11 protein-coding genes are annotated in these 14,743 nt (G+C 59.0%); 8 read left to right on the forward strand and 3 right to left on the reverse strand.

The genetic code is table 11. The features are described from left to right. The first annotated feature begins 240 nt into the window (after positions 1–240). From AC07OE_RS03055 to AC07OE_RS03085, 7 genes are all read left to right on the forward strand, one after another. Complete coding sequence (locus tag AC07OE_RS03055; protein ID WP_495069088.1) at positions 241–1,506, forward strand: ATP-binding protein; 1,266 nt, start codon at positions 241–243, stop codon at positions 1,504–1,506. Beyond that, positions 1,503–5,576, forward strand: coding sequence for an NACHT domain-containing protein (locus AC07OE_RS03060; RefSeq protein WP_495069089.1), 4,074 nt, complete (start codon positions 1,503–1,505; stop codon positions 5,574–5,576). The genes AC07OE_RS03055 and AC07OE_RS03060 overlap by 4 nt, the downstream gene beginning before the upstream one ends. Before the next feature lie 46 nt (positions 5,577–5,622). Next, entirely contained in the window at positions 5,623–5,955 is a 333-nt protein-coding gene (locus tag AC07OE_RS03065) for a phytochelatin synthase family protein (protein WP_495069090.1), read from the forward strand. Positions 5,956–6,362: 407 nt separating this feature from the next. Next, positions 6,363–6,767: a hypothetical protein gene (locus AC07OE_RS03070; protein WP_495069091.1), complete on the forward strand. Its 405-nt coding sequence runs from the start codon at positions 6,363–6,365 to the stop codon at positions 6,765–6,767. Between the two features lie 134 nt (positions 6,768–6,901). Beyond that, the gene (locus AC07OE_RS03075) at positions 6,902–8,248 is read left to right on the forward strand and encodes a TolC family protein (RefSeq protein WP_495069092.1); all 1,347 of its coding nucleotides are present in this window, start codon (positions 6,902–6,904) and stop codon (positions 8,246–8,248) included. Between the two features lies 1 nt (position 8,249). Beyond that, positions 8,250–9,911, forward strand: coding sequence for an efflux RND transporter periplasmic adaptor subunit (locus tag AC07OE_RS03080; RefSeq protein ID WP_495069093.1), 1,662 nt, complete (start codon positions 8,250–8,252; stop codon positions 9,909–9,911). After that, on the forward strand, positions 9,908–13,054 hold the full coding sequence (locus AC07OE_RS03085) for an efflux RND transporter permease subunit (protein WP_495069094.1): 3,147 nt from the start codon (positions 9,908–9,910) through the stop codon (positions 13,052–13,054). The genes AC07OE_RS03080 and AC07OE_RS03085 overlap by 4 nt, the downstream gene beginning before the upstream one ends. Before the next feature lie 112 nt (positions 13,055–13,166). Here the strand turns inward: AC07OE_RS03085 and AC07OE_RS03090 are convergent, their stop codons facing one another. The 3 genes from AC07OE_RS03090 to merT are packed head-to-tail and all read right to left on the reverse strand — an operon-like array spanning position 13,167 to position 14,089. Beyond that, positions 13,167–13,388 (reverse strand): GDCCVxC domain-containing (seleno)protein, encoded by a 222-nt coding sequence (locus AC07OE_RS03090; RefSeq protein WP_495069095.1) that lies wholly within the window; start codon positions 13,386–13,388, stop codon positions 13,167–13,169. Beyond that, on the reverse strand, positions 13,385–13,705 hold the full coding sequence (gene merP / locus AC07OE_RS03095; protein ID WP_495069096.1) for a mercury resistance system periplasmic binding protein MerP: 321 nt from the start codon (positions 13,703–13,705) through the stop codon (positions 13,385–13,387). Before merP ends, AC07OE_RS03090 begins: the two co-directional genes overlap by 4 nt. Positions 13,706–13,717: 12 nt before the next feature. Next, positions 13,718–14,089 (reverse strand): mercuric ion transporter MerT, encoded by a 372-nt coding sequence (gene merT, locus AC07OE_RS03100; RefSeq protein WP_495069097.1) that lies wholly within the window; start codon positions 14,087–14,089, stop codon positions 13,718–13,720. Between the two features lie 42 nt (positions 14,090–14,131). Here merT and merR point away from each other — a divergent pair, with 42 nt between their 5' ends. After that, positions 14,132–14,602 carry a mercury resistance transcriptional regulator MerR gene (gene merR / locus AC07OE_RS03105; RefSeq protein WP_495069098.1) on the forward strand — a complete coding sequence of 157 codons (471 nt, stop codon included), beginning with the start codon at positions 14,132–14,134 and terminating at the stop codon, positions 14,600–14,602. Positions 14,603–14,743: the final 141 nt, after the last annotated feature.

Below are 14,743 nucleotides of genomic sequence, written 5' to 3' on the forward strand. Positions count from 1 at the left end.
TTAGCAAGGTTTCCCTGCTGTAGAAGACTGGCCGGGAAAAGATTGGGGTGTGCTGTCGGGTGGTAATGACCAAGTGCCTGACAAATACCACGGGCCGCTGAGTAGCAGCACCACCTCCGCCAGCAAGTGACATTGCTGTTAGTGCCGCCGGTTTGCATTTCAAAACCTCCACTACTCTTGCAGGCCTCCGGCGAATTCATCAGTATTGTAGTGAGTAAATTTACTCACTACAATTAAAAAATGCGCAACGAACCATTTCTACGCGAGCTCGGACCTACATTGGCACAACGCCTTATGGAGGCGCCCACCCGCATTCAAATCGTTGCCGGCCCACGACAGATCGGCAAGACAACACTTGTTGATCACATCGTCAACCGATCCGAACGGCCACCTTTAGCACGCGCGTTGCTCAACGCAGAACCATCACCGTTCGCTGCGTCTTCCGGGCTCGATTGGATTCAGCCTACCCGCATTGATGAAGAGTGGTTGGTGTTGCAATGGGGGTACGCCGAGACGGCGGCCAAAGCCTGGTATCACTCGGATCACCCTGCGGCCAAGGCGATGCCCTATGTACTAGTGATTGATGAGGTGCAACGGGTTCCCCAGTGGTCCAGCATCGTCAAAGGACTCTGGGACCGAAGTCGAGCGCTTGGCATCCCGATGCACGTGGTGCTTCTCGGCTCGGCTCCGCTGCTGATACAGAGTGGTTTGACCGAGAGCCTGCTCGGACGCTATGAAATCCTGCGGCTAGGCCACTGGTCGTTCGAAGAGATGAATGAGGCGTTTGGTCTGACGCTTGAACAGTACTTGTACTTCGGCGGCTTCCCAGGCAGCGCAAACCTTATCCGCGACGAAGCCCGTTGGCGCAGCTACGTGCGCGAATCGCTGATCCTGCCGAATATCGAAAAGGATATTTTCGAGATGTTCCGGGTCGACAAACCCGCGCTGCTCCGAGAGCTTTTCAGTCTTGGCTGTTCGTATTCGGGCCAGATTTTGGCGCTCGACAAAGCCGGCGGTCGGCTTGGTGCACACACTCAGACATTGACGCACCAGCTCAGCCTACTCTCCTATGCCGGCTTGTTGTCCGGACTGCAAAAGTATTCTGGTCAGGCGATACGGCAACGCAGATCTCCTCCAAAGTTCATGGTGCACAACACGGCGTTGATGGGTGCAATGGGAGCCTATGGATTTGAGGAAGCGCGGGCAGACCGCAGCCACTGGGGGCGCCTGGTCGAAAGTGCCGTTGGCGCTCACCTGATCAACACGGCCGATGGAGACACCCGCGTTCACTACTGGAGGGATGGCGATGACGAGGTCGATTTCATCGTCGAACGACGCGGGGTTCTGGCGGCCATCGAAGTAAAGTCGAACAGTCGTGAACCGCACCACCGTGGACTGACCGAGTTCATTCGACGACACCCCGAGACACGGAAGTTTCTGGTCGGAGGCGAGGCCATGCCTCTCGGCGAGTTCCTTCGTCGGCCTGCCATGGAGTGGACACGATGACTCAGCCCGTCGCAGCCAAGGTTCAGTTGTACATACCGCGCAGCGCCACTACCTTGTCGGCCGAGGGCAGGCCTGAAACTCGCCGCTTGGATGCCTGGCGTGGCTTGGAAGCCTATGTTCTTCTGGGCGATCCGGGAGCCGGAAAGAGTGTGTCCTTTCGAGAGGAGGGGCAGCTTGAAGGCTGCGTGTACGTCAGCGCTAGGGACTTCATCACTCTCGGGATCGAGCCCAGCGATCATGGCAAGACACTTTTCATCGACGGCCTGGATGAGATGCGAGCCGGCGCTACTGACGGACGCATTCCGCTGGACGCAATTCGTGCCAAGCTCAAGGAACTTGGACGTCCGCGCTTCCGACTTTCCTGCAGAGAACATGACTGGCGATCTCAAACTGATCTAGATTCTCTATGCCAAGTTGCACCCAACGGGAGGATCGAGGTATTGCATCTTGACCCGCTTTCCCAATACGAGCAGCAACATATTTTGGCGGGCCGACCCTACGAAGTTTCTGAGGCTAGCGCCTTCCTGGAACAAGGCGCCGCATTGGGCCTTGCCCCCCTTTTCGGCAACCCACTGCTGCTTGATCTGACAGTGCGTGCCGTAGCAGAAAGCCACGGATGGCCAGCCACTACCCGCTCCGCCATCTACGAACTGGCGTGTCGCACCCTGGCCACCGAGCAGTCCTCTGCTCATTTAGAAGCCGTGCCCCTGCAACCTGGCGACGTGGACCAAATCCTTGACGATGCCGGATTGCTTTGTGCGTTGCTGCTACTCAGCGGCAAGTCATCTCTTACCAGATCCGTGGATGCCGGAGTCTCCTCCATCGCCTGGCATTCGCTTCCAAAGGCGTTCGAGTTGGCCGCACCGCAACGCGCACTTGCCAGCAAAGTGTTCACAACCAACAATGGAGAGTCATCTGCTAGGCATAGAAGCATTGCCGAATACTTGGCCGCACGATCCGTCGCAAAGAGGCTTGGTACAGGGCTACCCTTGAGCCGCATCCTGGCACTAATGCAAGGTACAGACGGGGGCGTTGTTGAGCCGCTTCGAGGCCTGCTCGGTTGGCTAGCCGTTCACGATGCACGCGATCGTCTCGCTCTCATTGAACTTGATCCTCTCGGCATTGTGTTGAACGGGGACGTTGCCGCCTTCTCCGTCGACGACAAGCGAGCCCTTCTCGCCGCGCTGCGTGCCCAGGCTGCGCAGAACCCTTGGTTTCGCAACCAGCAATGGGCTAGTCATCCGTTTGCTCCCCTGGCCACCGCCGATATGGCCGATATGCTCAAAGAAGTGCTGGCAGACCGATCGTCCGACAGGTCGAATCAAGCGTTTATGGGGTGCGTCTTTGACGCGCTTATCAACGGAGCGCCCATGCTGGAACTCAGGCCGCTGCTGGAGACATGGATTGAAGATGACACTGTTTGGTTCAGCAATCGAATTGATGCTCTCAAGGTCTGGGGGCTGAGTGGTGTCTTTGATGTCAACAAGGCTCGACTTTGGTTGGAGCAGTTCCGCGACGGCAGTCTGAAAGACTTAGATGCCAGACTTTCAAGCGAGCTTCTCTTAAGCATGTACCCTGAACAGCTTGGGCCAGACGAGGTATTCAAATTCTGGCCTAAACCCGGGAACATCGCACGGAACACAACGATGCCACGGTTTTGGTACAGCGGGCTTGTCAAACTATCACGCTCGCAGGACTTCCCACAGTTGATCGCCGCTTGGCTGGAACTCAAACCGCAGTCGCGTACCGAATTTGAGGGCGAATGGAATCGTCTTCGCACTGCCATCTTGGCGGGGGCGTTAGAGAACGCCGGTGATCAGACGGATGACGCTACGTTGTGTACGTGGCTAGGACTCGGCATGGACAAGCACGGATTTGCCAAACTGGACGCCGATGCGGGAGGAACCCGAATTTCGAAATGGTTGACGGACCGACCTGAGCGAATGAAGGCTATCGTCGCGCTGGCGTGGGATGCCGTTCGAACCGATTTGCAGAGTGGTCGGCGCTATTTCTGGGAGGGTGAGCAGAGGCTCTTGCGTGCAAGCCTTCCCAGCGATTGGCACTATTGGCTGCTACAGCACGCAGCTACGACAACAGACTCTCAACTGGCGGAGTACTGTTTTACCCAAGCCGCTCGCGCGGTGGTGGATCCTCCGTCGGGCTTTGACACCCCCTCCATTGAAGAGTTCGAAGATTGGGTTGCTGCCAACGTCGGTCGTCACCCAAGTGCTGTCGAGTGGCTGGAGCAAGCCTTCAGTTGCCCCCTTGAAGGCAATTGGCAAGGCGAAGAACATCGACGCCTTCGGAAGCACGAAGCGGACACGCTCGCTAAGCGAGAGGCGCGGCGGGCAGCTCTGGCGCCCTACGTGCCAGCGATTTTGGATGGTACCGCCCCGCCTCAATTGATGCATCAATTTGCACTTGCGTGTGGTAAGCGTTTCTACGACATCCAGGGTGAAACACCTGAGGAACTGGCTCAAGACTTCTTGGTTACCGATGTCGAGACAAGCAGGGCAGCACTTGCAGGCTTGGAACGAGTCTTCTATCGCACTGATCTTCCCAGCGTTGATGACGTACTCGCTCTGAACACCAAAGGCAGGTATCACCTGATTCGACCGGCATTACTGTTCGCAGCACGGCTGGCTGATGAGCGAGACTCTACGGCGGTAGACAACTGGAGCGATGAACTCCTGTCTATTCTGATTGCGAGCTGGCTCACCGACGTCGCTGAGATGCCGGCTTGGTACTCTCGAGCTGCCGAAACGCGTCCGTCAGTGGTTGCACCATTGCTCTTACGCCATTCGCTTTTTGCCATGCGGCGCAAAGGCTCACTGCACACACCAGGTCTATGGCCACTGACATCGGAGTCGAAGCAGGTAGAACTGGCGCGCATGGTGTTGCCGACGCTTCTCCGAGACTTTCCCCAGCGCAGCTCAGAGGAATCTCGCCGAGTACTGAACAGTTCCTTGCTGAGTGGCCTTCACCTTCTCGATGACGCGCTGGCTTCCTCCATCGTTCGGCGGAGGCTTGACAACCCGTCCATCGATGCAGCCCAGCGCCTATGTTGGCTCGCGGCTGATCTGCCTTACGACGATAACTCGCTGCAGCTATTGACTGATTTTGTGGGCAAGAACCAGAAGCGACTGGCAGCTTTAGGTGTCGCTCTCCATGAGCAAAAAAGTCTTGGCCGATCATTGCGCCGTGTATCTCCTGAGACGCTGTCTCGACTCATTGAGGCGCTCGCACCAATCACAATGCCCGAACGGCCGACGGGCGCCCATTGGGTTTCGTCTGCCGATGAGCGTGGCGATACAGTGCGGGCTCTGGTAACCATGCTGGCATCCGATCCGCAGCACTCAGCCGCGGCCGAGCTCCAACGACTTGCGACGCTCCCGCAGCTCGAACCATGGGCGATTCGACTCAACTTCAGCGCACTGTCGCAACAGGACGTAGCACGCGAAGCCCACTACGCCCATCCAACTCCGGAGGCCGCTGCGTTGACCATTTCTGGTGGCGCGCCTGCCAATCAGGCCGACCTTCTTGCGCTGACCCTCGATCACCTTACTGACATCGAGAAGAAGCTCCGTGGTGCGGACACTTTCGGACTCCGACTCTACTGGAACAGCACAAAAGAGCTTGGATTCACGCCAAAAGTCGAGAACGACTGCCGTGATCTATTGCTAGATCAGCTTCGTGAGCGATTCAAGCCCTTGAATGTTCATGTCGTCCCCGAACGGCGAGCGGCGGCAGAGAAGCGATCGGACCTCCGTGTGGAGTATTCGATCGCTGGTCAGCAGCTCGCAATACCCATCGAAATCAAAAAGGAAGACAACCCTAGCGTATGGTTGGCTTGGCGCGACCAGCTTCAGAAGCTTTATTCGAATGATCCAGCAGCAGATGGCCATGGCATCTATCTAGTGCTGTGGTTCGACTCCAAGCCACGCTCATCTCCGGAGGGAGATCGGCCAACCAACGCCGGAACCATGGAGGCGATGCTGATTGAGCATGTTCCTATTGTTGATAGAGCAAAGGTGGCTATTCGAGTGATCGACCTTTCATTGCCGGAGTAGGTTGGGCAACACAGCATGCCCATTGCGGGCATAGGCAACTAGAAATGTGGGGCGCAATTTTGGAGTTACCGTTGAGGTGACGCATGCAGAGCACAGCTCACTGGTGCAATTCAGGGCACTGGTGCAAGAGGTGTGCAGCGATGAAAACAAGCAGGCCTTGATCGCGTCCTACTCTCGGCGGGCACTGGACCAGACGGGAGAGGGGCATTTTTCACCAATCGGTGGCTATCACGCTGCGAAGGATCTGGTCTTGCTCATGGACGTGGCCAGGTTCAAATACCCACCCCACTGGGTCCCGCTGCCGTTGCTGTGGTCCGCAATGGAGAGCCTGGACAACGTGACCGGTAAGACCCGTGGTTACCTGAGAGTTGTTCGATAACAACCTCGCCAATGCATTGCCCGATAAACCATCAATGGGACTGGCAGCCAGTGCTTAATAAGTACTCGATGCGCAAGCGCTACCCACAAGCCATCTAGAATATTGCTTGCCGAACTGTTGACAGCAGTCTTTTGGCAAACGTGTTCAGAGCCCTTCGGGGCTCTTTTTTTGCCCGAGCCGGCCTTTCGCCAAGCGCAGCGCCTCACCCCCCGGATTGGTTGTCGCATCGCTTTTCTGGGGAACTTTGCATGTCGAGTGCTATCCTAGGTCGTAGCCAACCGTTCTGCCTGTGTCACCTATCCCCACGCCCACCGTCAAATCTTCCAGTGTCACGACACAGGTTGGTGGTTACCATGGGGCGCTGACATTGCAGGTGACTGTCCATGCGTAGGGGTTTCCTGCGATCCGTGGCGCAACTGCTTATAGGCTGTTTGCTGTTTTCCCAGTTGGCTGTCGCTGCCTATGCCTGCCCCGGTACACCGGCGCAAATGTCCGTGGCGGGTTCAGCTGAAGCTGACGCAGGCAAGGTACTCATGGACGTTGCCAGCCAATCCATGCCCAACTGTGAAGGCATGGCGATGGGTGCCCTCGACCTGCAAAACGCCAATCTCTGCGCCGAACATTGCAAGTTTGGACAGCAAAGCGATCAGGCCTCCACACTGACAGTGCCTGCCGCGATTCTGCTGGCGCTGTACTTTGCTCCTCTGGAGCCGGCTCCCAGGGCCAGTCTGCGTTCCGCAGCGGCTACCCCCAGTGCTTTGGTTGCGACCTCTCCGCCGCACACCATACTGCACTGCTGTTTCCGGATTTGATCTTCCTGACGACATTGCGCTGACTGCCTCCGGGTTGTGTCGGCGCATCGGTCGTGCTCTCTGCGCTTGCCAGCCTGAAGCTGGTCTGCCGCATCGGGTCGACATGAAACCACGTTTCGTTGTCTGGAGATTCCATGTTTTCTCATCCATTTGGGGGGGCGCCATCCCGTGGTCGCCATGGCCGTTGGGCTTGCCTGTTGGCACTTGGCCTGGCCTTCGTCCATGTAGGCAGCTATGCCCAACAGGCTTTATCCCTGGACAGGGCTTTGCAACTGGCCCAAAGCCGGTCGCGCCAACTCATTGCCCAGGATGCCGCCGCCACGGCCTCCCGCGACATGGCGCTGGCCGCCGGGCAACTGCCCGACCCCACGCTCAAACTCGGCGTCAACAACCTGCCGATCAACGGCGAAGACCGTTTCAGCCTGACGCAGGACTTCATGACCATGCGCTCGGTTGGCGTGATGCAGGAAATCACCCGGAGCGACAAGCTCCATGCCCGCTCCGATCGTTTCAACCGTGAGGCGGAAGCCGCAGAAGCCAGCCGCACCGTGGCGCTTGCGAACCTGCGGCGGGACACTGCCATGGCATGGCTGGACCGCTACTACCAGGAACGCATGCTGGACCTATTACGGACCCAACGGACGGAGGCCGGCTTGCAGATCGAGGCCGCCGACGCTGCTTACCGTGGCGGACGTGGAAGCCAAGCGGATGTGTTCGCCGCCCGTTCCGTGGTGGCGCAGATCGACGACCGCATCCGCCAGGCAGAGAAACAGATTGGGACGGCCAAGATCAAACTGGCGCGCTGGGTAGGCGACGATGCCGTCCAGGCACTGGACACACCACCCAGCCTGGAGACCGTGCACCTTGATCTGGCCAGTCTGGAAGGCCAATTGGCCCACCACCCTCAAATCGCCTTGATGGCCAAACAGGAAGAGGTAGCGCGCACCGAAGTGGATATTGCGCAAAGCAACAAACGCCCCGACTGGACCGTAGAGCTGATGTACAGCCAACGGGGCCCGGCCTACTCGAACATGGTGTCGGTCAATGTCTCCGTTCCCCTCCAATGGGACCAAAAGAACCGGCAGGATCGCGAACTATCTTCCAAGCTGGCTGCTGCTGAGCAGATGCGTGCCCAGCGCGAGGAAGCCACACGGGAGCACGCCGCCGACATCCGTATGTGGTGGCAAGAGTGGCAAAGCAACCGTGAGCGCTTGGTGCAGTACGACAGTGCCCTGATACCGCTTGCCGCAGAACGCACCCAAGCTGCGATAGCCGCTTACCGGGGCGGCAGCGGCCCGCTCACAGCGGTGCTCGAAGCGCGGCGCATGACCATCGACACCCACATGGATCGCCTGCGCCTGGCGATGGAGACCGCCGTCCTGTGGGCGCAGCTGGAGTACCTGATTCCTGCCGAGCACCCCACGGCCGTTGAGGCGCGCACGCCCTCAATCCCCACCCCAACGACAGCCACGGAGCAATAACATGACAAAACGCAAACCATTGCTGATGGGCTTGGTCGGTGCGGGCGTACTTGCCGCGAGCGGTTACGGTCTCTACGCCATAGGCATGCAGCGCGGCATGGGCATGGCCACCACCTCTGCCCCTTCGGCCGGAACTACCTCCGCAACGAATATCACGCCAGGCGCCCTTCCCCAAAGCATTGCCGAAGGCGAAGACGCCACACGCCGCCATATCGAAAAAGGCATCAAGGCCGGCGATGTGGACCCGGTCACCGGGCGCAAGGTGCTGTACTACCACGACCCCATGGTGCCGGGCAACAAGTTCGACAAGCCCGCCAAGTCTCCCTTCATGGACATGATGCTGGTGCCGGTCTACGCTGACGGGGACGCTGGCAGCGATGGCAGCGATGGCAGCAAGGTCACGGTCAGCCCCCGCATCCAGCAAAACCTGGGGGTGCGGACCGCCGAAGTCGCCGAAGGCCTGCTGTCGCCGCAGGTCTCTGCGATGGGCAACATCGCCTTCAATGAGCGCGACCAGGCTTTTGTGCAAGCCCGTGCCACCGGCTACATCGAGCGCTTGCATGTGCGCGCAACCCTGGATCGCGTGAGCAAAGGACAGCCCTTAGCCGAACTCTATGTGCCCGATTGGATTGCGGCACAGGAGGAATTTCTGTCAGTGCGGCGCATGCAGGGCACAGACCTCGCGCCGTTGGTCGATGGTGCCCGCCAGCGCATGCGCCAGGTGGGCATGAGCGATGAACAGATTCGCCTGGTGGAGAGCAGTGGCAAGACCCAAGCCCGTATCACCCTCACTGCGCCTATAGGCGGCGTGGTGGTGGAGCTGATAGCCCGCGAAGGCATGACGGTGATGCCGGGAGCCACCCTGTTCCGTATCAATGGCCTGAGCAGCGTGTGGGCCAATGCCGAAGTGCCCGAAAGTCAGGCCGCCTTGATTCGCCCCGGTACCAAAGTACAAGCCAATAGCGCTGCCGCACCCGGCACCAACCTGCGTGGCACGGTGCAGGCGATATTGCCTGAGGTGAATGCGGCCACCCGCACGCTCAAGGCCCGTGTGGAGCTGGCCAACCCTGGCAACCTGCTGGTGCCCGGCATGTTCGTCAACATGCAATTCATGGACATGCGGGCAGAGAAGTCCCTGCTGATCCCCACGGAAGCCGTGATCCAAACCGGTAAGCGCGTGGTGGTCATGCTGGCCGAGGACAAGGGCAAGTTCCGCCCGGTCGAGGTGGAAACCGGCATCGAGAGCAACGGCCAGACCGAGATCAAGCGCGGCCTGCAAACGGGCCAGCGCGTGGTCGTGTCGTCCCAGTTCCTGATCGACTCGGAAGCCAGTTTGAAGGGCGTGGAAGCACGTTTGAACGATGCGCCGAAGCCAAGCGCGGCCAACACGGCACCCCGCCACGAGGGAGAAGCCAAGATTGAAGCCATTGGCAAGGACAGCATCACCTTGTCGCATGGCCCGATCCCGTCCCTCAAATGGGGTGCGATGACCATGGACTTCAAGCTGCCTGCCAGCGGCCAGCCGCGCAATCTGGAACCTGGCGACAAGGTGAATTTCGAGTTCTACATGGATGCCGAGGGCCTGCCACAGCTCACCCGCATCAGCGCCATGGCCCCGGAACCCAAAGCGGCCACAGCCAAGCCGGCCGGGAGCAAGCCATGATTGCCCGCCTGATCCGCTGGTCTATTGGCAACCGCTTTCTGGTGCTGCTGGCCACGCTTATGGTCAGTGCCTGGGGTGTGTACAGCGTGCTCAAGACCCCGTTGGATGCCTTACCCGACCTATCGGATGTGCAGGTCATCATCCGCACCACGTACCCTGGGCAAGCGCCGCGCATTGTCGAGAACCAGATCACCTACCCGTTGACCACCACCATGCTGTCGGTGCCGGGAGCCAAGACGGTGCGCGGCTACTCGTTCTTTGGCGACTCCTTTGTCTACGTGCTGTTTGAGGATGGCACGGACCTGTACTGGGCACGCTCCCGCGTGCTGGAGTACCTGAACCAGGTGCAATCGCGCTTGCCGCCTGGTGCCAAAGCCACATTGGGGCCGGATGCCACAGGCGTGGGCTGGATCTACCAGTATTCACTGGTGGACCGCAGCGGCACGCAGGATGCATCCCAATTACGGTCCCTGCAGGACTGGTTCCTCAAGTACGAACTCAAAACCGTGCCCAATGTGGCGGAGGTGGCCTCGGTGGGTGGCATGGTGCGTCAGTACCAGATCGTGTTGCAACCCGACAAGCTGGCCGCCTACGGTATCCCGCACAGCAAGGTGGTTGAAGCCATTCAGAAGGGCAACCAGGAGGCCGGGGGCTCGGTGCTGGAGCTGGGAGAGGCCGAATACATGGTGCGTGCCAGCGGCTACCTGCAAAGCCTGGATGACTTCCGCAAGCTGCCATTGATGACGACCAAGACCGGTATCTCCGTACGGCTGGGTGACGTGGCCCGCATCCAGATCGGGCCAGAGATGCGCCGTGGCATTGGCGAACTTGACGGTGAAGGCGAAGCTGCGGGCGGCGTGATTGTGATGCGCTCCGGCAAGAACGCGCTGGAGACCATTGCCGCTGTCAAGGCCAAGCTCAAGAGCCTGCAATCCAGCCTGCCCAAGGGGGTGGAGATCGTGCCCGTCTACGACCGTTCCGGCCTGATCGAGCGGGCGGTGGAGAACCTGGGCCACAAGCTATTGGAAGAGTTCGCCGTGGTGGCGGTGGTGTGCTTCATCTTCCTGTTTCACCTGCGTTCGGCCCTGGTCGCTATCGTGTCGCTGCCGCTGGGCATCTTGGCGGCGTTCATCGTCATGCACTACCAGGGCGTGAATGCCAACATCATGTCGCTGGGCGGGATTGCCATTGCCATTGGTGCCATGGTGGATGCCGCCGTGGTCATGATCGAAAACGCCCACAAGCATCTGGAGCACTGGAGCCATGACCACCCGGACCAAAAGCTGGACGGTGAAGCCCGCTGGCGGGTCATTGGAGAGTCGGCAGCCGAGGTAGGCCCGGCGCTGTTCTTCTCGCTGCTCATCATCACGCTGTCCTTCATTCCGGTGTTTACGTTGGAAGCACAGGAGGGACGTTTGTTCTCGCCACTGGCATTCACCAAGACCTACGCCATGGCCGCGGCAGCGGCGCTGTCGGTCACGCTGATTCCGGTGTTGATGGGCTACCTGATACGAGGCCGCATCCCGGATGAGAAGGCCAACCCGCTGAATCGCTTCCTGATTGCGGTCTACCGTCCGCTGCTGAACGCGGTGTTGGACTGGCCCAAGGCCACGCTGGCGATTGCTGCGCTGCTGCTGGGTTTGAGTCTGTGGCCCTTGCAGCATATCGGGGGGGAGTTCATGCCGCGCCTGGACGAGGGCGATTTGCTTTACATGCCTTCCGCGCTGCCGGGCTTGTCTACAGGCAAAGCCAGCGAGCTGCTGCAACAGACAGACCGGCTCATCAAAACCGTGCCCGAGGTGTTGAGCGTCTACGGCAAGGCTGGCCGCGCCGAAACCGCTACCGACCCCGCTCCCATGGAGATGTTCGAGACCACCATCCAGTTCAAACCCAAGGACCAATGGCGGCCCGGTATGACGCAGGACAAGCTGGTGGACGAACTGGACCGCATCGTGAAGGTGCCGGGCTTGGCCAATATCTGGGTACCGCCGATTCGCAACCGCATCGACATGCTGGCCACCGGCATCAAAAGCCCGGTGGGGGTCAAGGTCGCCGGAACCGACTTGGCCACCATCGACCGCCTGACCGGCGAAATCGAAAAGGCACTCAAGGACGTGCCCGGTGTCAGCAGCGCCCTGGCCGAACGCCTGACGGGTGGACGCTATGTGGATGTGAACATCAACCGCGATGCCGCCGCCCGCTTTGGCATGAATATCGCGGAAGTGCAGTCCGTCATCACCTCGGCCGTGGGGGGTGACAACATCGGCGAGACGGTGGAGGGCCTGCAGCGCTTCCCCATCAACATGCGCTACCCCCGTGAAATCCGCGACTCGCTGGAGAAGTTGCGGGCATTGCCCATCGTTGCGGAAAACGGTGCCAGGTTGGTGCTGTCGGATGTGGCCGACATCCGCATCACGGACGGCCCACCCATGCTGCGCAGCGAGAACGCGCGTTTATCCGGCTGGGTCTATGTGGACATTCGCGGACGGGACTTGCGCTCGGCGGTGCAGGACATGCAAAAAGCGGTTGCCGACAAGGTGACTTTGCCTGCGGGTTACTCGGTGTCCTGGTCGGGGCAGTTTGAGTTCCTGGAACGGGCCACGGCCAAACTCAAGGTCGTGGTGCCATTCACGCTGCTCATCATCTTTGTGCTGCTGTACCTGACCTTCAAGCGGTTCGATGAAGCTCTGCTCATCATGGCAACACTGCCTTTTGCACTGGTGGGTGGCATCTGGCTGCTGTACCTGCTGGGCTACAACCTGTCGGTGGCGGGGGCAGTGGGCTTCATTGCGTTGGCTGGGGTATCGGCAGAGTTCGGAGTCATCATGCTGCTGTACCTCAAGACGGCCTGGGACGAGCGCATCGAACAAGGCAAAGTCAGTGCTGATGATCTGTTGGAGGCCATCCGTGAAGGCGCAGTACTGCGGGTGCGGCCCAAGGCCATGACGGTGGCCGTCATCCTGGCAGGCTTGTTTCCGATCATGTGGGGGACAGGCACTGGCTCCGAGGTGATGCAACGCATTGCCGCGCCCATGGTCGGAGGGATGATCACCGCGCCGTTGCTATCGATGTTTGTGGTGCCTGCGGTGTACTTGTTGATGCGCAGACGACTGGGTCGTGTCTATAAAAGTTTTACCGTATGAAAAGGCCTCTGCTCCAGGCGATCTTGCGGGAGCTTCTTTCGGGTTTGTGGCCGACTGCCTGTCAGTCACCGGGGCGGCTTGCAGGTGGCAGCTGCGCCTTCGCTCAGGGGCGCTAGCGGCAGCACTCACCGTGCTTCCCGCTCTCTTGAATCGGAGGGCAAGGGTTTGTGCCGTAGGAGCAATGCACACAGCAGTCCCCTGGTAACGGCTTGAGCACGGTTTGGCAGTTCGTGCATTTGTAGAACCATTCACAGGCATCCGTGGGCATGGTCTCACTCTTCTGAAAGCCACACTCAGGACAAGTCAACGTGGATTCCAGCGTGATAGTTTTCACTTTGCGGTTACCACCAAGGTTGACGGGTATCCCGCGTTCTTCGTGGATTCCGTCAAAGCTGCAACATTGGTTTGGGCATCGTCATACGTAACGATTGCCTGTCGTTTCTTAAAGTCCACAGCAGTCTGGCTGACCCCAGGGACCAGCGACAAGGCTTTCTTAACCGTGATGGGGCAGACAGGGCAATCCATCGTGGGAATCGCCAAGGTCACGGTCTTAGGTGCCGCGTTGGCTGCCAGAGATACGCCGGATAGCAGGACGCACACGCAGGCAGAAATCAGCAAGTTTTTGGGTTGCGGTGCAAAAGAATGTTTCATGGGGAAGTCCTTTCAGTAAAACCAGGGAGCCATCTGGGGAAACACCAGCGCTGCCAGCAACAGGGCGCAGACTCCCACAAAGAGAATTTGGTAGCTAAGCCGCACGCGCGGCAGTGCGCAGAATTCACCGGGTGTGCATTGCGCCATTGGCCGCCATATGCGCTTGCCAGCGAAGAACAAGGCAACCATTGCCGCGCCTATGAAAATGGGCTGATATGGTTCCAAAACGGTGAGCTTGCTAATCCATGCACCGGAGAACCCCAGAGAAATCAAAATCAGTGGCCCCAGGCAACATGTGGATGCCAGCAACGTTGCCAGTACCCCAGCCACAAAACTGCGACGAGCAGTGTTATCGCTGATTCTTCTCGTTTTAATTAGGTTCATGGAGTAAGCTTACTTCCGTACCAAAGTACGGAGTCAAGCGGTATGGGTATTTCCTCCGAAAACTTAACCATCGGCTCGCTTGCGACGCAGGCGCAGGTCAATGTAGAGACCATTCGTTTTTATCAACGCAAAGGCTTGATGCGAGAGCCCTGCAGACCGCATGCCAGCGTTCGACGGTACGGTGCACAAGACTTGAGTCGGTTGCGATTTATCAAGTCGGCACAGCGACTGGGTTTTAGCCTGGATGAGATTGCCCAGCTACTTACCCTTGAAGATGGCACGCACTGTGATGAAGCGCGGGAGCAGGCGCAATTGAAGTTGGTGGATGTTCGCGCCAAGTTGGCGGACTTGCAAAGCATGGAAGCCGCATTGGCAGATTTGGTGGGGCGCTGTTGTGCTGCGCGCGGCAACATTCGCTGCCCCTTGATTGAGGCTTTGCAGGGTATTGATTCGAGATGCTGCGATGGACTCTTCGGCGCAGTTGCTCGCTCAACCTTGCCAAAGACTCGTTGAGAATGTTCTGGAAAGGCCCTGATGGCTGGGTTCTCGGTACCTTCGACCATGTCCAAGATGTCTTGCTGGAGTCAAAAGAGCGCCTCTACTGTGCGAGCAATGCCGGATCTACGGCAAAGATTTGCGCCCGCTGGGACTCTA

Source organism: Rhodoferax sp. GW821-FHT09E07 (assembly GCF_059416145.1).

Bases quoted from the DNA above. Each gene is read 5' to 3' on its own strand.
- AC07OE_RS03080 (WP_495069093.1), top strand. From the start codon at position 8,250: ATGACAAAACGCAAACCATTGCTGATGGGCTTGGTCGGTGCGGGCGTA.
- AC07OE_RS03085 (WP_495069094.1), top strand. From the start codon at position 9,908: ATGATTGCCCGCCTGATCCGCTGGTCTATTGGCAACCGCTTTCTGGTG.
- AC07OE_RS03060 (WP_495069089.1), top strand. From the start codon at position 1,503: ATGACTCAGCCCGTCGCAGCCAAGGTTCAGTTGTACATACCGCGCAGC.
- AC07OE_RS03055 (WP_495069088.1), top strand. From the start codon at position 241: ATGCGCAACGAACCATTTCTACGCGAGCTCGGACCTACATTGGCACAA.
- merT (WP_495069097.1), bottom strand. From the start codon at position 14,089: ATGAACCTAATTAAAACGAGAAGAATCAGCGATAACACTGCTCGTCGC.
- AC07OE_RS03075 (WP_495069092.1), top strand. From the start codon at position 6,902: ATGTTTTCTCATCCATTTGGGGGGGCGCCATCCCGTGGTCGCCATGGC.
- merP (WP_495069096.1), bottom strand. From the start codon at position 13,705: ATGAAACATTCTTTTGCACCGCAACCCAAAAACTTGCTGATTTCTGCC.
- merR (WP_495069098.1), top strand. From the start codon at position 14,132: ATGGGTATTTCCTCCGAAAACTTAACCATCGGCTCGCTTGCGACGCAG.